At 32.6% G+C, this 21,128-nt stretch carries 19 protein-coding genes and 2 riboswitches; of the genes, 5 read left to right on the forward strand and 14 right to left on the reverse strand.

The window, feature by feature from the left end; translation table 11 throughout:
* The 6 genes from RR539_RS08060 to RR539_RS08085 all read right to left on the reverse strand — a co-directional run.
* Positions 1 to 296 (reverse strand): MATE family efflux transporter (locus RR539_RS08060; RefSeq protein WP_332483657.1); only part of this gene is annotated, 296 nt, incomplete at its 3' end.
* Positions 297 to 381: 85 nt separating this feature from the next.
* Entirely contained in the window at positions 382 to 1,107 is a 726-nt protein-coding gene (locus RR539_RS08065) for a TIGR03915 family putative DNA repair protein (RefSeq protein ID WP_332474725.1), read from the reverse strand.
* On the reverse strand, positions 1,107 to 2,393 hold the full coding sequence (locus tag RR539_RS08070) for a putative DNA modification/repair radical SAM protein (RefSeq protein WP_332500326.1): 1,287 nt from the start codon (positions 2,391 to 2,393) through the stop codon (positions 1,107 to 1,109). The genes RR539_RS08065 and RR539_RS08070 overlap by 1 nt, the downstream gene beginning before the upstream one ends.
* 109 nt (positions 2,394 to 2,502) lie before the next feature.
* Positions 2,503 to 3,861, reverse strand: coding sequence for an amidohydrolase (locus RR539_RS08075; protein ID WP_332483660.1), 1,359 nt, complete (start codon positions 3,859 to 3,861; stop codon positions 2,503 to 2,505).
* A 36-nt stretch (positions 3,862 to 3,897) separates the two neighbouring features.
* Complete coding sequence (locus RR539_RS08080) at positions 3,898 to 5,247, reverse strand: solute carrier family 23 protein (RefSeq protein WP_332474844.1); 1,350 nt, start codon at positions 5,245 to 5,247, stop codon at positions 3,898 to 3,900.
* A 134-nt stretch (positions 5,248 to 5,381) separates the two neighbouring features.
* Positions 5,382 to 5,948: a helix-turn-helix domain-containing protein gene (locus RR539_RS08085; protein WP_332474845.1), complete on the reverse strand. Its 567-nt coding sequence runs from the start codon at positions 5,946 to 5,948 to the stop codon at positions 5,382 to 5,384.
* Positions 5,949 to 6,132: 184 nt separating this feature from the next.
* On the opposite strand from RR539_RS08085, the gene RR539_RS08090 reads away from it, so the two are divergent.
* Positions 6,133 to 6,360, forward strand: coding sequence for a hypothetical protein (locus RR539_RS08090; protein WP_332474846.1), 228 nt, complete (start codon positions 6,133 to 6,135; stop codon positions 6,358 to 6,360).
* A gap of 134 nt (positions 6,361 to 6,494) precedes the next feature.
* Here the strand turns inward: RR539_RS08090 and RR539_RS08095 are convergent, their stop codons facing one another.
* Both RR539_RS08095 and eam read right to left on the reverse strand, forming a co-directional pair.
* Entirely contained in the window at positions 6,495 to 8,213 is a 1,719-nt protein-coding gene (locus RR539_RS08095; protein WP_332483661.1) for a Na+/H+ antiporter NhaC family protein, read from the reverse strand.
* A gap of 67 nt (positions 8,214 to 8,280) precedes the next feature.
* A riboswitch (Lysine riboswitch) is annotated at positions 8,281 to 8,452 on the reverse strand.
* A 255-nt stretch (positions 8,453 to 8,707) separates the two neighbouring features.
* A riboswitch (Lysine riboswitch) is annotated at positions 8,708 to 8,883 on the reverse strand.
* Positions 8,884 to 8,942: 59 nt separating this feature from the next.
* The gene (gene eam, locus RR539_RS08100; RefSeq protein WP_332483662.1) at positions 8,943 to 10,202 is read right to left on the reverse strand and encodes a glutamate 2,3-aminomutase; all 1,260 of its coding nucleotides are present in this window, start codon (positions 10,200 to 10,202) and stop codon (positions 8,943 to 8,945) included.
* A gap of 273 nt (positions 10,203 to 10,475) precedes the next feature.
* Between eam and pdxS the strand changes: the two genes are divergently transcribed.
* From pdxS to feoB, 3 genes are all read left to right on the forward strand, one after another.
* Positions 10,476 to 11,351 (forward strand): pyridoxal 5'-phosphate synthase lyase subunit PdxS, encoded by an 876-nt coding sequence (gene pdxS / locus RR539_RS08105; RefSeq protein WP_332474955.1) that lies wholly within the window; start codon positions 10,476 to 10,478, stop codon positions 11,349 to 11,351.
* Positions 11,352 to 11,518: 167 nt separating this feature from the next.
* Positions 11,519 to 11,740, forward strand: coding sequence for a FeoA family protein (locus RR539_RS08110; protein ID WP_332474902.1), 222 nt, complete (start codon positions 11,519 to 11,521; stop codon positions 11,738 to 11,740).
* A gap of 23 nt (positions 11,741 to 11,763) precedes the next feature.
* On the forward strand, positions 11,764 to 13,872 hold the full coding sequence (gene feoB, locus RR539_RS08115) for a ferrous iron transport protein B (RefSeq protein ID WP_332483663.1): 2,109 nt from the start codon (positions 11,764 to 11,766) through the stop codon (positions 13,870 to 13,872).
* Positions 13,873 to 13,913: 41 nt separating this feature from the next.
* On the opposite strand, the gene trhA is transcribed toward feoB, so the two are convergent.
* From trhA to helD, 4 genes are all read right to left on the reverse strand, one after another.
* Positions 13,914 to 14,552: a PAQR family membrane homeostasis protein TrhA gene (gene trhA, locus RR539_RS08120; RefSeq protein WP_332483664.1), complete on the reverse strand. Its 639-nt coding sequence runs from the start codon at positions 14,550 to 14,552 to the stop codon at positions 13,914 to 13,916.
* Positions 14,553 to 14,581: 29 nt separating this feature from the next.
* Positions 14,582 to 15,475 carry a hypothetical protein gene (locus RR539_RS08125; RefSeq protein ID WP_332483665.1) on the reverse strand — a complete coding sequence of 298 codons (894 nt, stop codon included), beginning with the start codon at positions 15,473 to 15,475 and terminating at the stop codon, positions 14,582 to 14,584.
* Between the two features lie 109 nt (positions 15,476 to 15,584).
* Complete coding sequence (locus RR539_RS08130) at positions 15,585 to 16,325, reverse strand: hypothetical protein (protein WP_332474635.1); 741 nt, start codon at positions 16,323 to 16,325, stop codon at positions 15,585 to 15,587.
* Between the two features lie 22 nt (positions 16,326 to 16,347).
* Positions 16,348 to 18,642, reverse strand: a complete 2,295-nt coding sequence (gene helD / locus RR539_RS08135; protein ID WP_332474636.1) for an RNA polymerase recycling motor HelD — start codon at positions 18,640 to 18,642, stop codon at positions 16,348 to 16,350.
* A 193-nt stretch (positions 18,643 to 18,835) separates the two neighbouring features.
* Between helD and RR539_RS08140 the strand changes: the two genes are divergently transcribed.
* Entirely contained in the window at positions 18,836 to 19,219 is a 384-nt protein-coding gene (locus RR539_RS08140) for a hypothetical protein (protein WP_332483666.1), read from the forward strand.
* On the opposite strand, the gene RR539_RS08145 is transcribed toward RR539_RS08140, so the two are convergent.
* The gene (locus RR539_RS08145; RefSeq protein ID WP_332474638.1) at positions 19,220 to 19,942 is read right to left on the reverse strand and encodes a DUF5714 domain-containing protein; all 723 of its coding nucleotides are present in this window, start codon (positions 19,940 to 19,942) and stop codon (positions 19,220 to 19,222) included.
* 418 nt (positions 19,943 to 20,360) lie between these two features.
* On the reverse strand, positions 20,361 to 21,128 hold a 768-nt coding region (locus tag RR539_RS08150), incomplete at its 5' end, for a ZIP family metal transporter (RefSeq protein WP_332474639.1).

Genomic DNA, 21,128 nt, shown 5'->3' on the forward strand with positions numbered 1-21,128 from the left:
GTTCCAAGAATCTTCTCCGCATCCTTATTCTTTCCTTTACCCATTTTAATAGCAGCTCTTGGTGCACCACCCATTCCAACTAAAGAACTAAAAGCTGATATTAAAATAATTATAGGAAATGTAATTCCAACTCCTGTTAGTGCAGCCGCTCCTACCCCTTCAATATGACCTATAAACATTCTATCTATAATACTATATAAAGCGTTTATAATTTGGGCTGCAATAGCAGGTACTGATAATTTTAAAAGTAAACTAGGTATGCTCCCCTGTCCTAGTATATTTTGATTACTACTCACCAGATCATCTCCCTATTATTTTTTTGCAATAATACTATACTACTACAAGAAAAATAATAATAAAAGTCGTTTCTATTAATTTTCCCTATTTTTCGACTTCTGTTAGATTGCTCCAATATCTTTTAGGCATCATACCTCTTTGATGCTTTAGATTTTCCCTTTCTTTAATATTAGTAGCCTTAAAATATCCCCTCCAAAGAGATTCATAAACATCATCTATTTTAATTTCTACATTAATATTAAAGTCCTCACTTATTCGAAGACTACTACCATCATATATAATAGCCCTTTCACGGATAGCATCATGAATAATGAATTTTTCATTACTAAACCTATCCTTAAAATGAGATGCTATAAGTTCTAATATATTATTATCAGGTTCTATTTTCGAATATAAAACCCCCTGAATATCCTTAAACCTAACAAAGCCAGTAAATCTATGTGCTTCCTTTTTAACCCTTGCGTATATTTTATCTACATATATAATAGTAGGGTTTTGTTTGTGATAATTAATAGAGTTTCCATATTTAAATAATAACCCTATATAATTAAGTAGGTTTTTCTCCTTATTATCACAGGAAGATAGAAATACTGTATAAATTATTTTATATGTTGTATGTGATAATTTATCTTTAATTGACTTTTTCACTTTATTAGCCTTTTCTTTGTTTGCTACAATGTATTTTTCCTCATCTACAAAACTTACTATATATTTTTCATGGCAAGTAATATTATCCGGCCACTTATTATAGTAAGATTCATATACACAGGTTAAAAATCCATCAAAACTTCCATCATAGGTATAAACCATTATAATTCACCTACTACTGAAGCTAATCTATTAGACATATAATCTACACTTTCATCTAAAAAACTTAATTGATTAACGTTAATACTTTCAATTAGATTTAAGTCACTTCTTGGAGCTAAGGCCCCTTTTATATAGTCCCTATCAAACTTAACACTTCCATAGTATTTTCCCTTTATAGTTATAAAATGGCCTGCCCTTTTAAGTGAAATACCCATTTTTTTAATATCCTTTATTGAAAGAAAACTTACCCTTCTTGCTGTAACAATTTTCATAGCACCTTTAACTCCTATACCAGGCACCCTTAAAAGAGTATTATAATCTGCTGTATTTATTTCAACAGGAAACTCATTAAAATTATTAAGTGCCCATTGAGTTTTAGGGTCATAGTTAAGATCAAAATTCTCTCCATCCCTAAGTAGCTCCTCAGCACTAAACCCATAAAACCTCAGTAGCCAATCTGCTTGATAAAGCCTATTCTCCCTAATTCTTGGGGGAGAAGTTGTGCTTGGAAGAATACTGCTTCTGTTAACTGGTATATATCCTGAATAATATACTCTTTTAAGATTTAGGCTATTATAAAGCCCCTGTGATAATCTAATAATTTTACTATCACTTTCATTTGTTGCACCAACTATTAGCTGGGTACTCTGTCCCCCTGGTAGAAACTTCTCCTTAGTTTTGTTAATTTTTCTATCCTTAATAGATAATGCTATATCCTTCATAGGCTTAATAATTGAATGCTTAGTCTTATCAGGTGCAAGTAATTTCAAGCTCTCCTCTGATGGAAGTTCTATATTAACGCTCATTCTATCTACTAACTTTCCAGCCATATCTATAAGTGATTTTTCTGCACCTGGAATAGCCTTTAAGTGAATATATCCATGGAAATTATATTCGTGTCTTAATATATAAACAGTGTTATAAAGCATTTCCATTGTATGACTTGGACTCTTTATGATACCCGAACTTAGAAAAAGCCCTTCTATATAATTTCTTCTATAAAAATTAATCGTTAAATCCGCAATTTCCCTTGGAGTAAATGTTGCCCTCTCAGTACTTGAACTTCTTCTATTTATGCAGTATTCACAGTCATAAATACATGCGTTGCTCATTAATATTTTAAGTAGGGATATACATCTTCCATCTGGGGTAAAGCTATGGCATATACCTGCACTACTAGCGCTACCAAGTCCTTTTTTATTCTTTCTATTAACTCCACTTGAAGAACATGAAACATCATACTTAGCACTACTTGATAGTATTTCAAGCTTTTTCATTATATCCATGCTATCACCTCCATAGAAAATTATACAGAACATTTGTTCGCTTGTAAACTAGAAAAATACCCCTAATCTATATGATTAGAGGTATTTTATAGGGGGTAAATAATATTTTTTATCTTATTGTAACAAATCTATCAGGTAGATTGATTCCAGCTTTTTTTCTAATATTATCTGCAAGTTCTATGGCCTTGTCTAGTATAGCTTCCTCATCAACCATTGTTACCTTTCTATCTCTCATAACCCATTTACCATTACACATTGATGATTCAACATTTGTTGAGTGCATTGCATAAACGATATTTGAAACTGGGTCATGTAGTGGCATACTACCAATCCCTCTTGGGTTAAGAACAATTAGGTCAGCCTTTTTACCAACTTCAAGACTTCCAATTTCGTCATCTCTAAGTATTGTTTTAGCTCCATTAATTGTTGCCATTTCAATAATCTTCTCAGCAGGTACTACCTTAGGGTCAAGTGTTCTTCCCTTATGAATAAGTGCTGTTAGATACATTTCATCCATCATGTCCATTCTATTATTACATGGTGCGCCATCAGTACCAATTGATACAACTACGCCCTTATTAAGCATTTCTGGAACCTTAGCAAACCCAAGTACCTTCATAGCAGCTGCTGGGTTATGTGATGCCTTAACATCATATAGTCTAAATAGGTCTACTTCCCTATCAGTTAGCCATACATGGTGGGCTGCTAATATATTTTTATCAAGGAATCCTATACTTGCTAGGTATTCAACAGTTGACTTTCCTGTTCTTTCCTTAGCATAATCAATTTCCTCAGGAATCTCAGCTATATGCATATGAATACCAGTGTTATATTCATCAGCAAGCTTCTTAGTTCTAATAAGTAGCTCTTCAGTAGCATTAAATATGGTTCTTACTGCGAACCAGTATTTAATTCTTCCATCTCCCTTATCATTCCACTTTTCAAATGCTTCAATTTGCTTATTTAATGTATAATCTGTACTTTCAACCCAGTTTGCTGGAAGTCCAACTCCATCATCCATTGTTGAACGGGCAAGGGCACATCTAATACCTGTATCCTCTACTGCCTTTCCAAGTGCATCAACATGGAATCCACCTGACTCTGCAAATGCAGTAACCCCTGACTTTATCATTTCAATGCAGCAAGCTGTTCCTGCTATATATTGCTCTTCTTCGCTCATACTACTTTCATATGGCCATGTTCTTTCTCTTAGCCATGTTAATAAATCAACATCATCAGCAAGGCCTCGTCCTAATTGCTGTGACATATGTACATGGGTATTAATAAGTCCTGGCATTATTATCTTTCCTGTACAATCAATAACTTCAGCTTCACTAAACTTACCCTCATCAACTTTACCTATTTCAGTTATCTTGTCATTTTCTATTAAAATATCACCCTTCTCATAGGCTCTTTTAGCCCCATCCATTGTGATTATAAAAGCGTTTTTAAGTATTGTTTGTGTCATCTTTTTCTCCTCCTTAATGTTGTCTAGAATTATTAATTAAGCTCCATGTGTATTTGAAGCATTATCAACTATAACTTCATCATTTTCCTTTGGTAAAACTATGTTAAGAACTACTGCTGCTACTGCACCTAGTGCCATACCTGCATTAATTAGGTACTGTAGTAATACTGGCATCATTCCAACAACTTCCTTTGGTGTAACTACACAAGCGATTGTTAGAAGAACTGGTATACCAATTACAAGCATGTTTCTTTCGTTTAGGCTAACACTCTTTAAGACTCTAAACCCGTTCATCGCAATTATTACAGTAACTATTGCAAATACACCCATTATAACTACTTCTGGAATACATCCAATTAAAGTTGTAAACTTAGGCATAAGTCCTAGTGCAATTAGGATTCCACCACCTGCTATTATAGCACGTCTACTAGCCACTCCTGTAATGGCAATAATTCCTGCATTTGTTGAGTAACCAGTAACTGGCATACTTCCTAGTACTGAACCTATTGCACATCCAAGACCTTCTCCTGCTGAACCTCCATCGATTTTCTTTTCATCGATTTCCTTCCCAGTAACAGATCCTATTGCAAACCATGTTCCTGTACTTTCTATAAGAATTACAAAGTAAATAAATATCATAACTAGTACTGAGTTTAAATCAAACTCTGGCATACCAAATGGCATAAGCTTTGGAAGTGCAAACCATGCAGCATCAGCTACTGGAGCAAAATTAACCATTTCATACATTGCAGCTACTATTGTACCTCCAACTAATGCAATAATTACTGAACAAAGTTTAAAGAACTTAAACTTACCGTTTGCTCTTGCACCTATTATTAGGAATACTACAAGTAAAACTGCTGATATTCCAGCTACTATCATATTATCTATTGGTCTATCTCCATGATAAAGATTAGTAATTGCAACTGGCATTAATGCAATACCTATTACTAAAATTACAGTTCCCGCTACTATTGGTGGAATAATCTTCTTCATTATCTTACCAAGTAACTTAAAGTATCCAAGTACTGCTATTAGTATAGCTCCTGGAATCATACTACCTATCATTGTAGCAAGTCCAAGTTTACCTCCGATTGCAGCTAGTGCTCCAATTGGTATGTATGATGGCCCCTGCATTACAGGAAGCTTAAGTCCGATTGTTGCCTGTATTATTGTTGCAATACCTGCTGCCATAAATGTCATTTGTATAAGGAATGATTTCTCTCCAATTCCCATTGCAAGTGCTCCTGCTAGGATAATTGGTACAATGTAAATGTCCATTGCTAGAACATGCTGAATTCCTAGAAAGATAGATTGACTTACTGGAATCTTATCATCTACATCAGCAATTAACTTAACTTCTCTTTGGTCTTTTACCTCTGCCATAGTTTATTCCTCCTTAGTTTCCTTTAGGAAACACCTTAATTAATTTTCATTATAGTGGCTATTTTCAGAATATTCAACACTTATTTTCAATTTTGTAATAAATAAAAAGAGGTTTCTTAAAAGAAACCTCTTAGTTATCTAACAAAATTAAAATGTGCAGGAGATGCTACAACCATTATTCTACTATCCCTATCTTCAAGTAGGTTAACCCATTTATGTCCTATACTACAAGGATAATAAAGGCTATCTCCCTTTTCTAAAACATATGTATCTACTCCTTCAAGTATACAAGCTATTTTTCCTTCTAAAACATACACAAACTCTTCACCCTTATGTGTAATTCCTTCTCCAGAATTACTACCAGGTGTAAAGGTTAATATACAAGGCTGCATATGAAGGTCCTTTCCTGTTGTAAGCATAGATTCAACAACTTGACCAGTTTCTGTACTATTTCTAATAAATACAGGACTTTGATCCTTTTTCGTATGTTGAATAAGTTCTTCCTCATTATCAATAAAAAAATATGATACCGAAACTCCCATTGCACTTGCAATGCTTTTAATAGTTATAACATTTGGGATTGTCTTTCCATTTTCTATTTTACTAATAGCCCCTGGAGATAATCCTGTCATAGCTGCTAGTTCCCTAACCGATAAATTTTTAATCATTCTTTGCGTTTTAACAGCTTTTCCAATGTCCATACTATCACCTTCAATCAAAAATTTAATCAAACAAATAATTACCCATAAAATTAGAATATCACAATTTTCGACTGTATAATAATAATTTGTAAAAATTTCAGAATTTATTTGCTAAATGCTAATACTTTACATATTCATAAATGTATAATATCTTTAAAATATAAAGTTATTGTAGGAGGAGCTTATGCTTATTAAATCAGTTGTAATAGATGGAAAAACCAAACTTGTTAGAATAGATTCTATGACCTTTGATGAATATATTCTAGACAAATATAAACTAAGAGAAAAAGATTTTAGTGAGGCTCTTAAGCAAAGTGGTTTTAAGCCTCAACAGATTGTCAAAGAACTAGATAAACTTAAAAAGGATTATAAAAAGTTCTGCATCGAATATGAACTTCCTATAACTTTCTAAGAAAAGGGTATACAGATTTTTACTGTATACCCTTTTTATCTTAATACATATTTTTCTTTTTTTCTAGTTATTTTTTGAATTTTATTAAATTTTTTACTTAAATTCCTATTTTTTTACGTTTTATTAGTATTAATCTATGCTATATCTACTTTCTTTCCAAAGAATCTAACAGTTACAAATATAGCAAGTATAGCCATAGGTAGGCATAGGTAAATACTTACCCCAAGTCCTGCTGGAATATAACCAAATACTACTGTTATTGCAGCTACAACCAGTGCATATACAATCTGTGTTTTAGTATGGTCAATATGGTCACATGCTCCTCCCATAGAAGACATAATAGTTGTATCTGATATAGGAGAACAATGATCTCCAAATATAGCACCTGTTAATACTGCACTTGTACATAATATTACAAAATCCATTGATGGATTAATTGAGAATCCTAGGGGAATTGCAAGTGGCATAATTATACCCATTGTTCCATATGCTGTTCCTGTTGAGAAACTCATAATAGCTCCTAGAATAAATATTAAACTTGGAAGAATAAATGCTGGAATATGTCCTGATAAAATCTGTACTAAATAATTAGCTGTGCCAATATCCTTTATAACCCCTGCTAAAGACCACGCTAGTATTAATATTACCCCTGTCATAATAAGTGATTTCATACCACATACCCATGTTTCTATTGCTTCAGTAAACGTAAATATTTTCTTTGATATCCCCATGAAAATTGCTACTATTGAAGCAAGAAGTGCTGCCTGGAATAATACTACAGATGCATCCCCATTACCAAATGCAGTATAAATTCCCTCTAGTGAAAATGGTGAATTGTTTAAAATTTCTATAGATGCTGCGTCATCACTTCCCATAACAATGTTGTAACCGCTATAATAGAAACCTACAAATGCACCTATAATTAATGTTCCTATTGGAATAATAGCATTCCAAATAGAATTTTTAGAATCATCCTCTGGTACAAACTCATTTGAATCCTCTGATACAAGAGGTGTTGCTCCATCTCTTAAAAGCTTACCCTCACGTCTTGCACGTATCTCAGCCTTATACATTGGCCCAAATTCCCTCATTAAAACCGCAGTTAAAGCAACAAATATTAGCATTAAAATATTATAGAATCTATATGGAATTGTCTCTATAAATATGTTCATAGCATTAAAGTTTCCTGTAGGATCTATTGCCATAAAGCTGTCCTTAATAACGCTTAATTCATATCCAACCCATGTTGAAACTATTGCAATACCAGCTATTGGAGCTGCTGTTGCGTCTAATATAAAAGAAAACTTTTCACGTGATATTTTCATTTTGTCTGATACAGGTCTCATAACAGGACCTACAATAAGTGAATTTGCATAATCATCGAAGAATACAAATATTCCAAGTAGCCATGTTATAAGCTGTGAACTTCTTGGTGACTTAGCTCTTTTTGATAGTGATATTGCTACTGCCTTAGCTCCACCCATTCTACCAACAAGTGCTATAACTCCTCCGATAACTAAAACTTGAAGAACTATACCTGCATTCCATGGATCTGCAAGTGCATTTAAAGCTCTTTGTGATATGTCTAAAAATGAATTAACAATTGCTAAAAATACGTTATTATCAATTATGCTATATAGGAAACACCCACTTAACACTCCAACAAATAATGATATAACAACATTCTTAGTAATAAAAGCAAGTACAATTGCTGCAATTGGTGGAATTAAAGTAAACACACCAAGTGTTCCCTCTACCCCTTCCTTCTCTGCTGCAAATACTGGACTTTGAAGTAACACCATAAGTCCTAAAACAAACAATAAACCAGTTAAAATTCCCTTAATTTTTCTCATAAAAAAAACCTCCTCTTTCTTAGAGGAAGGTACTAAAGTATTGGTTATGTACTACTACAAATAAACCCGTAACGATAGCCCTCCACAAATTTCTTTGCGACAATCATATACATATTCTGCATATGACCAGCATATAACCTTAAAGCAATTAGCTATACACTTCGGCGTGATTTCCTTTCACATAGACTAAATGCTTAACCATCTATGTTACTAATAAATAACGCTCCTCTATCACAATATTTAATTAAACCTTGTTTATATTTATACACCCTATTTAATATTATGTCAACCTTTTTTAAACATTTTTTATAAAAAAGTATAAATAAATAAAAAAAATAGGATTAAAACTAATTAATCCCAAACTGCAAAAATCTCTCTATATTGTTTTTATATATATATTATAGAGTTTATATAAAAGCCTAAGCCCTACATACAAAAATAAAAGGTCTTAGAGAGTTACTCTAAGACCTAATTTCACTTAACGTAAAAGTAAGTTAAGAAGTAGCACTCCACAAATTTCTTTGTGACAATTATATACATATTCTGTATACAACCAGCACTATGACATTAAAGCTATAATCATAATACTTCGGCGATGCTTCCTTTCATGTTACTTCACTGTGCTTAACTCCATAACACTACTCTTAAGAACCGCGCCTCTACTGTTCTATTAATTTACCACTATCTCTACTTATACACTAATTTTTGTACTAAGTCAATATATTTAGTCTACTTTAGTAATTTTTTAATATCAACTGTAGGCTCGTTTGGATAGTCCATAACCTCGCCTTCCCATGTTCTTATCTTAACATGGTCCTTCCCCCTTGATATTAGATATTGAGGAAGTATTGGTGTTTTACCCTTACCATTTGGTGCATTAACAATGTAAGTTGGTACTGCAAGACCTGATGTATATCCTCTTAGATATTCCATGATCTCTAATCCATCATCAACTGATGTATTAAAGTGGGTTGTCCCCTTAACGTGCTTAGCATGGAAAATATAATAAGGTCTAACTCTACACTTAAGTAATTCTTGATTCATAACCCTCATAACATACTTATCGTTATTAATACCGTTTAGTAATACTGCTTGGTTTCCTAGAGGAATCCCTGCATTAGCAAGTTTTTCACATGCCTTCTTGCTTTCTTCAGTTATCTCTAATGGGTGATTAAAATGAGTATTTATATAAATTGGGTGATATTTCTTAAGAATATTAACAAGATCATCTGTAATTCTTTGAGGTACAGTAACTAAAGTTCTAGAACCTAGTCTAATAATTTCAACATGTTCTATACTTCTTAGTTCACTAATAATCCACTCAAGATTATTATCTGATAAGGCAAGTGAATCTCCACCTGTTATTAATACGTCTCTAATTTCTTTATTATTTCTAACATATTCAATAGATTCTTTAATAGCATTCTTAGTTGAATGATTATCTTCTGATCCTATTTTTCTTCTTCTTTGACAATGTCTACAGTACATTGCACACTCATTTGTAACGTAAATAATAAGTCTATCCGGGTATCTTCTTGTTATTGTTCCTGCTGGGTTAGTGAATTCTTCTCCCATTGGATCAATTTCCCCATCTCCATCAAGTTCAATTCCACATGGAATAGCTTGAAGTCTTACTGGATTAAACTTATCTTCATCAATAAGTGAAAGGTAGTATGGTGATATAGCCCATCTATACTCTCCCTCTACTTTTTTAATTTCTTCTTTTTCTCTATCAGATAAATCTATAAGTTTACTTAGAGTTTCAGCGTCGCATATTCTATTAGAGAATTGCCACTTCCAATCGTCCCACTGCTCTTCAGTTGCATTAAAATATTTCATTATCTTTTCTTTTTGAGATTCTATTCTTGATGCGATATTTTTATCTAATCCTTTTTTTATACTATCTTTAGCATTAAGGAAATCATCGATTCTTGATTTTAATGTGCTAGCTCTTTCTAGTGATATTTCTCTACTTGATTGCTTTTTCATAATTGTTACCTCCTCGAAATTTAAGTAGTGTAACACTGAAGTGTATCGATTAACTTTTTATTTTTTCAACAGGTCAAAGTATATCACAAAATAGCTATACTTGTCTAAATAAATAAAAGGGATAAATGTAATAATACCAATGTTTTCACAAATAATTGGATATTTTTTTGTATAATTATTGAAAAAATAGTATTGATTTTTAATTGTATCTATGTATAATAATTGTAACAAAACATTTATATAATTGTATGAGTACAATTTAGGAGGTTAATTATGAGTGCAAATTTAAGATTTACAGATGTAACAGGAAATTTCAATGGTGGAGTTATTATGGATGTTACAACTAAAGAGGAAGCTATTATCGCTGAAAGAGCTGGTGCTTGTGCGGTTATGGCTCTTGAAAGAGTTCCTTCTGATATAAGAAAAGAAGGTGGGGTTTCAAGAATGTCAGACCCTAAAATGATTAAGGAAATTATGGATGCTGTATCAATCCCTGTTATGGCTAAGGTTAGAATAGGTCATATTGTTGAAGCTCAGGTTCTTGAATCTTTAAACATTGACTATATAGATGAAAGCGAAGTGCTTACTCCTGCTGATGAAAACTACCATATAGACAAAGCAGCCTATTCAGTTCCATTTGTTTGTGGTGCTAAAAATCTTGGTGAGGCATTAAGACGTATTGGTGAAGGTGCTGCTATGATTAGAACTAAGGGGGAAGCAGGTACTGGTAATGTTGTTGAAGCTGTTAGACATATGAGAAGCATTACCTCTGATATTAATAGAGTTGTATCAGCCTCAAAGGAAGAACTTATGAGCATTGCACGTGATATGAGATGCCCATACGATTTAATCGAGTATGTACATACAACAGGTAAACTTCCAGTTGCTAACTTTGCAGCTGGTGGAATAGCAACTCCTGCTGATGCTGCATTAATGATGCAGCTAGGATGTGATGGTGTATTTGTAGGTTCAGGAATTTTTAAGTCAAGTGACCCAGAATCAAGAGCAAAGGCTATTGTAACAGCTGTTAAAAACTATAAAGATGCAAGTGTTATAGCTAAGGTTTCAGCTGGAATAGGTTCTCCTATGTTCGGAATAGATATTAAAGAACTTCCAGAAACTCAAAAAATGGCAACTAGAGGCTGGTAATTACATATATTTCTTATTAAAAAGAGGGCTAACCCCCTCTTTTTTTATGTCTATAATTATTTTTTCATTATCACATTATGTAATACATGCATAGAATATAATATGTTGAATAGTGTAGAGAACTGCACTTTTTTCAATAATCTTCGACTTATGTAAGGAGTGTTTATATGAGAAGTTTATGTAGTGCTAACATCGGTGAAATGGTTGTCGTAAAAAATCTCCATGCTCAAAATGAACTTAAGGAAAGGTTTCTAGCCCTTGGTATTACTAAGGGAGCTATACTTGAGGTTTTAAGGCGTGGCCCTTATAACAACTTAACAGTATATAAAATTCGTGGGGCTATGATTGCCCTTAGAAAAGAGGAATCTAACCTTATAAGCATAAACTGATAGCATTTTAAAAGGAGTGTAATATGGGCTTAACTTACAAATCTATTGAAAAATCATCTCTTAAGGATATGTTTAATATATCTGCTGAGGAAAGTGACTATATTGTAGGACTTGCGGGTAACCCAAACACCGGCAAAAGCACTTTATTTAATGCACTAACAGGACTCCATCAACATACAGGTAATTGGCCTGGTAAAACTGTTGTAAATGCCCGTGGTGAATTTTCATATAAGGGAAAAAACTATTCTTTAATAGACCTTCCTGGGGTCTACTCTATTTTTTCCTCATCTGTTGAGGAAACAGTAGCTAGAGACTTTATATGTTATGGTAATCACGATGCAATGATTGTGGTTTGTGATGCAACCTGCCTTGAGAGAAATTTACTACTGCTTTTTCAGATAATGGAAACAACTGAAAATGTTATACTTTGTATAAATCTTATTGATGAAGCAAAGAAAAAAAATATACTTATAGACAAAAAAGGAATTGAAAAAGAACTTGGAATTCCTGTTGTACTTACCTCTGCAAGGGATAAGTATGGACTTGATGAGCTGCAAGAAAAAGTTAAGGAAGTTGTTACAGGGAAATGGAAAAACAAACAGAAACCTCTACTCTTTAACGACGATATAGAATCTAAGATTCTTTCAATAAAATCAATGGTAGAAAGTCAGGATACTGGAATTAACACTAGGTGGCTTTCACTTAGATTACTTGATAGCGATAAGAACTTATTCGAATCTATGAAAAACTATATTGATAAGGAATCTGCTACTAAGGTAGCCCTTATACGCTCTAGAATAACACCTAAAAATCAGGATGTTATTCGTGAAACTATAATGGAGGAAAGTTATGCAAGGTGTGAATATATAAAGGCCAATTATGTTAAAGAAGATAACCTTAAACTTCAAAGAGATAAAAAAATTGATGATATTGTAACCTCAAAGGTTTTCGGTATACCAATAATGCTTATGCTTCTTGCCACTATTTTATGGGTTACAATTACCGGTGCTAATATTCCATCCCAGCTATTAGCTGATTTTTTATTTTCTATTGAATCTAAATTAACCTATATATTTAATTATTTTAATGCACCTAGTTGGCTTCATGGAGCATTAGTTCTAGGACTATACCGAACACTTGCCTGGGTAGTTTCAGTTATGCTACCACCTATGGCTATTTTCTTCCCACTTTTCACCCTACTTGAAGACCTTGGATATCTTCCACGTGTTGCCTTTAATATGGATCATATGTTTAAAAAAGCATGTGCACATGGTAAGCAATGCCTTACAATGTGTATGGGGTTTGGATGTAATGCTGCTGGTGTTATTGGATGTAGAATAATAGAATCTCCACGTGAGAGACTTATAGCTATTATTACTAATAACTTTGTTCCATGTAATGGACGTTTTCCAACTCTTATAGCTATAGCTACTATATTCTTTTCAGGTACAATGGCATCTGAAGGTTCTATAATTCCAGCTATAATAGTTACAGGTTTTATACTGCTAGGCATTATGGTTACATTAATATGCTCTTATCTTTTATCTAAAACTCTTTTAAAGGGTATGCCCTCTAGCTTTACACTAGAACTTCCCCCTTATAGAGTTCCTAAAATAGGAAGAGTTCTATATTCATCATTAATAGATAGAACGATTTTCGTACTAAAAAGGGCAGTTATTGTTGCAGCACCTGCTGGTCTTGTAACCTATATATGTGCAAACGTATATATAGGAGATTTAAGTATACTTTCACATATATCATCATTTTTAGATCCATTTGCTAAGGTTATAGGCCTTGATGGATTTATATTACTAGCATTTTTATTCGGTCTTCCAGCTAACGAAATTGTACTTCCTGTATTATTAATGTCCTATTTATCTACAGGTTACATGGTTGAATTTGAAAGTTTATCCTCACTTTCAAAAATTCTTATTGATAATGGATGGACTGCACTTACAGCGTTTAATACAATGTTATTTTGTCTACTACACTTTCCATGTTCAACAACACTTTGGACAATAAAAAAAGAAACAGGTAGCATTAAATGGACCCTTGTATCCTTCTTAATGCCAACTGTTATTGGAATTTCACTTTGCTTTATAACAACAACTATATATAATTTAGTATTCTAAAAATAAAAGGCTGTTAAAAAACAGCCTTTATTGATTATTTATTATCTTACATATAGTAGTATTGTAAGGAAATGAAATACACTTCCTGCTAATACGAATAAATGCCATATAGCGTGGTTGTATGGCCACTTGTCCTTAGCATAGAATATACATCCAACTGTATAGAACACTCCTCCAAGAACTAATAATACAAGTCCCTGCAGTGGAAGAGACTTAATAATATCCTTTAGGGCAATTACTATAAACCATCCCATTCCTACATACATAAATGTAGAGAACTTCTCAAATTTCTCAAGGAAAAATATCTTCATAACTATTCCAAATAGTGTACATCCCCATACTACACCGAATATTGTCCATCCAAGTGGTCCCCTAAGAACTGTTAGTGTAAATGGTGTATATGTTCCTGCTATTAATAAAAATATAGATGAATGGTCTACTATTCTAAGTATTTTCTTAGCCTTAATACTTGGAATACTATGATATAGGGTAGACCCTAGATATAACACTATTAATGTTACACCATAAATTATAGAACTAACTATATACCAAACATCTCCGTACTTAACTCCACATAATATTAATAAAACAAGTGCTGCAATTGATAGCACTACTCCTATTCCATGGGTTATAGCATTTGCTATTTCTTCACCCTTAGTATAAAACTTTAGATTTTCCATTAGCTTTCTCCTTAAATTAAAATAGAAATTTATTGATTATTAATATCTACTATTTTATCCTTAGGTATGTTAGGTAATATAACCTTTTTATTACTGTTTATATCAGTATGTTTAACATTTAAATTAACAATAACTGATACTGAAGTTGATGGTTCAATTATACTTAATTTAATGCCTTCTGAACTTAAGTATCCATTCCCATCTATTGTAGCAGTATACTGTATATTAGTAATCTTAAGTGCCTTAATTTGGGTCTTTACTTCATTAACCGCAACCTTAGCTTCTTCCTTTGCTGCTTTAATAATCTGATCCTTAGTAGCCTTAATATCATTTGACTGCTCTGCCATTGTAATTAGCTGTGTATATATGGCTTCTTCCATAATAGCAAACATCTCGCCACTTTCTAAAGCCCCATTAAATACCTTCTTAAAGCCCTCATCACTAATAGATGCGGTTACCTTTTTTTCCTTGTCTGAAGATACTTTAAATGTCTTTTTGAATTCCTTATCATTTTTAAATGTTTCAAGTAAAAGGCCGCCTATACTTCTTTTTGTTAAAGCCTCCTGTGCATCTTGAAATTCTGTAGACTTAACATATTTATCACTTGCCTTATCCTTTATATATATGTCCTTCTTATCCTTATATATTTCCATTTCTGCCTTAAGATTTTCCTCAACATTTGTAGAGTACTTAACATTTATAATAGATGAATCACTTTTCTTATCCACCTCTCCTAGGGCTGTTAGGTTAAACTCCATTCCCATTATTTCAGCCTTAATTGTGGTTTCTTGTTTAGAGTAATTAATCTCACTGTTCTTCTTTATTGCAGATTCAAAATCATCAATTGAACTCTTTTTACACCCAGTTAGCATTAAGCTTAGCATTAAAACAAGTGCTAGTATAATACTTATACTTTTTTTCAAAATATCATCTCCTTTTTACTTTATTATATATTACCCCTTTCCCCTTAATTTAACAAGTAAAAATAAAACTAAATGGATAGGAGAAATCTCCTATCCATTTTAATTATAATTAGAATATACACTTATTAAGAGGCTTTAGTACTGTATCTATTATCTGCTTCTCATTAAGGCCAACACCCTCTAATGTCTTATCAGCCTTTTTAAATGGTACCCATATAAACATATCAACTAATATAAAGTTAAGCACACCTTCCTTGTTAAGTGAGTGCATAACCTCTCCTATTTGTGAAAATGAAGTACATTCAGATATGCTTTTGTTAAGGTATAAACTAGGAACCTTCTTAAGTTCCTTAACATCCATTTTATCTGATACTGTTGGTAGCATTTCCTTAACTGAAAGCTCTGAATCATTAAGTTCAAGCTTAATATAACTACCTCCATCCTCCATTTTAACTCCTGGAGTACTACACATTATCTCAACATAAATAGGCTTATTAACTAGTGTCTTAAATTCTTCTATAACCTTCTTTATTTCACCGATTCTAAGCTTAGTTATAAAGTTTTTGTAATACCACTCTTCTGTCATTATCATAGCCTTTGGGTAGTATTCACTAAGTTCTTCACTTAAACCTTTTTCTACACATATTCCACAGTAAATATTTTCGCTATCCTGCATAAATGCATACTTTCCATTTTTAAATGCTATACTTTCTCCACCTTTTTGTATTGTCCATAGGCCTTTTTCCATTCTAGCCCTTTCTGATGGCTTTCCTGAGTATTGTTTTTTGAAGTAGTTTAATTCTGCAAGTACATTCTTTGCTACATCTCTAGTGTTTGTAAAATTTAGCATTTGTATCTCCCTTAAGTTGTGTTTATTTTATATAAAAGATATCTTGGTTATCTTCGTATATCTGCTTTAGTAATGGCTGACTATCCTTCATAGCGAATATTTTTAGACTATGAAGAGTTCTTGTTATTGCAACATAAAGTATTTTAATGTCCAGCGAATTATCACTATATATCTCATCAAGTGTAACTACAAATACACAGTCAAACTCTAGACCCTTAGCAAGGTGTGATGGAACTATAATAACCCCTGCCTCATACTCCATATTCTTATCACTTAACACGCTTGATTCTATTCCCATCTTATCAAGGTTTTTCTTAAGATTCTTACATTCCTTAAGGGTCTTGCATAAAAGTGCAATTGACGCATATTCCTTTTTGGCACCCTTTATATTGTGTGCAATATCCTCTAATAAATTCGACTTATCATCATATTCATTAAAGGAAGGTTTATCACCATGTCTAATAACTGGCTTTGCAAGAACCGTATCCCTATTGTTAAGTTTTTTAATAACCTCGTTAGCAAGATTCATTATTTCTATGGTTGTTCTATAACTTTGAACAAGTGTCATATAACTTGCTCTATCATCCTTAAATACAGTTTCAATAACCTCATTCCAAGTATTAAATGATCTATAATCATATATTCCCTGTGACATATCTCCAAGTAGGGTAAACATTGATGTAGATAATGCCTTTTTAAGTGCGTAAAACTCAAATATACTAAAGTCCTGTGCCTCATCTATAACAATGCTTCGAACATTTATTTTCTTATCTATACCATTTACCTTTGATCTTATATACACAAGTGGTGCAAGGTCCTCAAGGTCCATTTTCTTCTCCGTTAATTCCTTAATAGAATCCTTAAGTAACTTTGCCTGCTTCTTCGTTAACTCACCATTTGAGTATTCTACAAGTGCTTTTTCTGTTAAAATTTCTCTATAATATTCAATAACATCCTTAATCTTAAACTTATCAAGATAGTTTTTAACAGCGTTTTTTATTTCATCCTCAGCCATTTTAAGTTGACGGTCCCTCTCTTCTATAAGAGCAACAACCCTAAGTCTTCTCTCTTCAGGGTCTCCCTGGGACTTTCTTTCCTTATTAATAGCCATATCATAACTAAACTCAACCTTTTTAATAATATCCTTATCAACAAGGCTTAATTTATTTTTAAGACTTTTTCCTATTTCCTTAATTCTTTTTTCAAATGGGTAAATAGATAAGTCATCAATAAACATCTTTCTTATTGCTGAGTTTTCCATTAACTTTCTTGAACGCACAACAAAGTCATCCTCTGGAATAAGTGACTTTTCAAGATTATCTAAGTAGGCCTCTATAATTTTTGCAAATTCCATAGAACCCTTAAACTTCTTAACCCAAACTCCATCCTCTTCCTTAACTTTCTTCTCTAAAAGATTTGATAGGAATTCGTCACGTCCATTAATTTTTGGCTTCATACCTAGAAGCTTTTTCATAAAGTCTACAAATGTACTTTGACCAACATTTTCAACTCCAAGCTCTGGAAGCACCTCTGATATATAGTTAATAAATAAATTATTAGGAGCTATAATCATAAAGTTCTCAGGGTCAAATGTTTTCTCATATGTGTACATAAAGTAAGCTATTCTATGAAGAGCAATAGTTGTCTTACCACTACCTGCAACCCCTTGAATTATAATAGGATTGTTAAGTGGTGCTCTTATAACCTTATTCTGCTCTGCCTGAATAGTTGATGCAATGTCCTTAAGTCTACTTTCTGCATTAGCTGAAAGTGAAGCCTGCAGGAAAGCATCTGTTGCAGTTATATCAATATCTAAAATATCATTTAGGTTACCATCTTCTATACTAATTTGTCTTTTAAGTGATAACTCTCCTTTTTCTATTCCACTTTCAGTTTCATACTCAACTTCACCAAGTCTTCCATCATAATAAATAGATGCAATTGGTGCTCTCCAGTCAACAATAAGCATTTCATTATCTTCAGCCTTCATAAGTGAAGTCTTACCAATATATATCCTTTGGACCTTTTCTTCACCACTTGCCCTATAATCAACTCTAGCAAAGTAAGGCTTATTTAATGCTCTTTTGTATCCATAGTAGTTCTTTTCTGCAAAGTCCATAACCTGTGACTTAAGCATCATATTAATATAGGCTGTTGAGTTATCTGTCATATCCATATCTGTCATATCTTCCTGCATACCAAGATATGTGCTAGACTTATACTCCTCAATTGCCTTAAGAGTTTTTTGAAGATAATCCTTAGTAAACTCTAATCTCTCATTTTCTAATTTAAAGTCCTTATGTTTTTTTCCACTCATTATATCTATCCCTTCTGTTTAGAAGTTAAAATTCATAACTTGATTTTTTTACATACCTATATATTATTACCTAATATAGGCCCCATTACAAGAAAACTTTGTCTACAAAATAATTTTTTTAACTATTAGAAGCTTTATAATTTTATTACAATTTATGTTATGATATAAAAAATGGATAAGAGGTGATTAAATAATGGGAAAAGGTGTAGGTTTTTTCAAAAAATATCTTAGTGAAGATGAAGAAATTTTAATTATACTTGATTGTACTAAGGAGTCTGAATATCATATTCCTGTTCCTAAATCATTACAGGGAATGTTTATACCTAGATTCTCTGTTGCATTTACTAATCGGGGCTTTCACATAGCCTCAAAAACCTTTGAAACACTTAATTATCAAGGAACACTTTACTACAATGAAATAAACTTCTTTAGATTCTCTATAGAAGACAGATCATTTACTATAACACACTCTAATTATTCAACATCAAAATTTGAAAATGCTGAGGTTAAAGCTAAGTTAAAGTTAACTTCAATTAAAGAAGCCTTTGAATACGTAGAAAAAACCTATGAAGCATAACTATGCTTCATAGGTTTTACTGTATGGACAAGCCTTACCAATACACTCCTTATTATACTTACTGTATGTACAGGTTTGCTTTTCATTATAATCATATAATTTAACTTTAAACTTCTCATCTAGAATCTTACTTGCAATATTAATTGAAGTAAACATTCCTTTCTTACAACATCTAGGTCCTCCTATTTCAGAAAGCTTAATTAAACACTTTCCTGTTCCCTCATTAACAAGTCCCCATGTATCCTTAGTTAAAGGAGTAGTTCCAGTAATTATACTTAAGAACATTCCACATCCTACAGCAGCACCACAACTTCCATAGAATCCACAAAATCCACCCTTAACATCCTCAGCCCTTTTCTTAGCTACAAGAAGCATTTTCTTCTTTTCATTGTAATCAAGTTCCTTAACCTTACAATATGAAGCAATTAAAACAGCTGGAGCTAAAAAGTGATGCTCAGGTCCATGCATTTTAAAACCTTCACTTTCCATAATATCATGTGCCATCTCAATCGGACTTGTCTTTAAAGTCTCTAGGCAGTAGTTATAAATTAGGTCTACCCCCTTTAGAGCATGGCATGTATCACATACATAGTGACCGTTTATACAGGCCGTATTTGACTGAAACTCCCCTTTACAGTAAATACACTTATGTAAACTATACTCTCCGCTATAAACTATCTCCCCTGAGCAAAGTGTACAATTAAATTTATTCTCTTCTGTCATATTATCCCCTCCTAATTATGACATTCTAAAAATATTATAAACTTATAAAAAATAAAAAGCTACATCTATAGTCTTTATATAGAGTAGCTTAATAGTATCCAATATATTATTTATTTTTGTCTATTCTAGTTATCCCCTGAGCATTAATTAAAAATGCCACATCACCTTGAATAACTACCATTTCATCATCATCTTTAATAATTTTAACTTGAGTATTTTCCATTTTTACCACCCCTAACCTTGCATATTTTGTATTATATACCTATTTATTTGGATAGTAAATATTATTTTGTATTTTTTAGAAATAATTAATAATTATATTTTCCATCCATATAAAATACATTCAAATAAAAATAGCAACTCAATAAAGAGCTGCTACTATCTTTAAGGAAGTATTCCACTTCCCCTTTATTTATTTTTATCCTAGTGATACATCTAGTATCATCATTATTGCAAATCCTACCATACATCCAATAGTTGCAATATGTGATGATGAAGCTCCCTCTTCCCTTTGAGATTCTGGTATAAGCTCCTTTACAACTACATAAATCATAGCACCTGCTGCAAAAGCTAGTGCATATGGTAAAATATGCTGCATTTTAACTACTGTATAGGCACCAATTACCCCTGCAATAGGTTCTACTATACCTGATGCTTGTCCGTATAAGAATGACTTAGTTCTGCTAAGGCCTTCTCTACGTAGTGGAATAGAAACCGCTGCCCCTTCTGGGAAATTTTGAAGTCCTATACCTATAGCTAAGGCAACTGCACCTGCAAGTGACGCTGCACTCCCACCTTCTGCTGCTAATGCACCAAATGCTACCCCTACAGCTAGTCCTTCTGGAATATTATGAAGTGTAATTGATAATACAAGTAATATACTTCTTTGCCAATTTGTCTTTATTCCATCAGCATTTTTAGTTTCTTGTCCCATGTGTAAGTGTGGAAGTAATTTATCAACAATATATAGAAATAATCCTCCACCTAAAAATCCAACTGCTGCTGTAATATATGGAACCTGCCCTAGATTCTCTGCCATTTCTATTGCTGGTGCTAATAATGACCAAAAACTGGCTGCTATCATTACTCCAGCTGCAAAACCAAGCATTCCATTTAAAACTCTCTTATTAATTGTTTTAAAGAAAAATACTAGTGATGCACCAAGTGCTGTAACACCCCATGTGAA

The sequence above is a fragment of the Clostridium sp. genome, assembly GCF_036639235.1.
GTDB lineage: Bacteria > Bacillota > Clostridia > Clostridiales > Caloramatoraceae > Clostridium_AB.

Bases quoted from the DNA above. Each gene is read 5' to 3' on its own strand.
- RR539_RS08065 (WP_332474725.1), bottom strand. From the start codon at position 1,107: ATGGTTTATACCTATGATGGAAGTTTTGATGGATTTTTAACCTGTGTA.
- RR539_RS08070 (WP_332500326.1), bottom strand. From the start codon at position 2,393: ATGGATATAATGAAAAAGCTTGAAATACTATCAAGTAGTGCTAAGTAT.
- RR539_RS08075 (WP_332483660.1), bottom strand. From the start codon at position 3,861: ATGACACAAACAATACTTAAAAACGCTTTTATAATCACAATGGATGGG.
- RR539_RS08080 (WP_332474844.1), bottom strand. From the start codon at position 5,247: ATGGCAGAGGTAAAAGACCAAAGAGAAGTTAAGTTAATTGCTGATGTA.
- RR539_RS08085 (WP_332474845.1), bottom strand. From the start codon at position 5,948: ATGGACATTGGAAAAGCTGTTAAAACGCAAAGAATGATTAAAAATTTA.
- RR539_RS08090 (WP_332474846.1), top strand. From the start codon at position 6,133: ATGCTTATTAAATCAGTTGTAATAGATGGAAAAACCAAACTTGTTAGA.
- RR539_RS08095 (WP_332483661.1), bottom strand. From the start codon at position 8,213: ATGAGAAAAATTAAGGGAATTTTAACTGGTTTATTGTTTGTTTTAGGA.
- eam (WP_332483662.1), bottom strand. From the start codon at position 10,202: ATGAAAAAGCAATCAAGTAGAGAAATATCACTAGAAAGAGCTAGCACA.
- pdxS (WP_332474955.1), top strand. From the start codon at position 10,476: ATGAGTGCAAATTTAAGATTTACAGATGTAACAGGAAATTTCAATGGT.
- RR539_RS08110 (WP_332474902.1), top strand. From the start codon at position 11,519: ATGAGAAGTTTATGTAGTGCTAACATCGGTGAAATGGTTGTCGTAAAA.
- feoB (WP_332483663.1), top strand. From the start codon at position 11,764: ATGGGCTTAACTTACAAATCTATTGAAAAATCATCTCTTAAGGATATG.
- trhA (WP_332483664.1), bottom strand. From the start codon at position 14,552: ATGGAAAATCTAAAGTTTTATACTAAGGGTGAAGAAATAGCAAATGCT.
- RR539_RS08130 (WP_332474635.1), bottom strand. From the start codon at position 16,325: ATGCTAAATTTTACAAACACTAGAGATGTAGCAAAGAATGTACTTGCA.
- helD (WP_332474636.1), bottom strand. From the start codon at position 18,642: ATGAGTGGAAAAAAACATAAGGACTTTAAATTAGAAAATGAGAGATTA.
- RR539_RS08140 (WP_332483666.1), top strand. From the start codon at position 18,836: ATGGGAAAAGGTGTAGGTTTTTTCAAAAAATATCTTAGTGAAGATGAA.
- RR539_RS08145 (WP_332474638.1), bottom strand. From the start codon at position 19,942: ATGACAGAAGAGAATAAATTTAATTGTACACTTTGCTCAGGGGAGATA.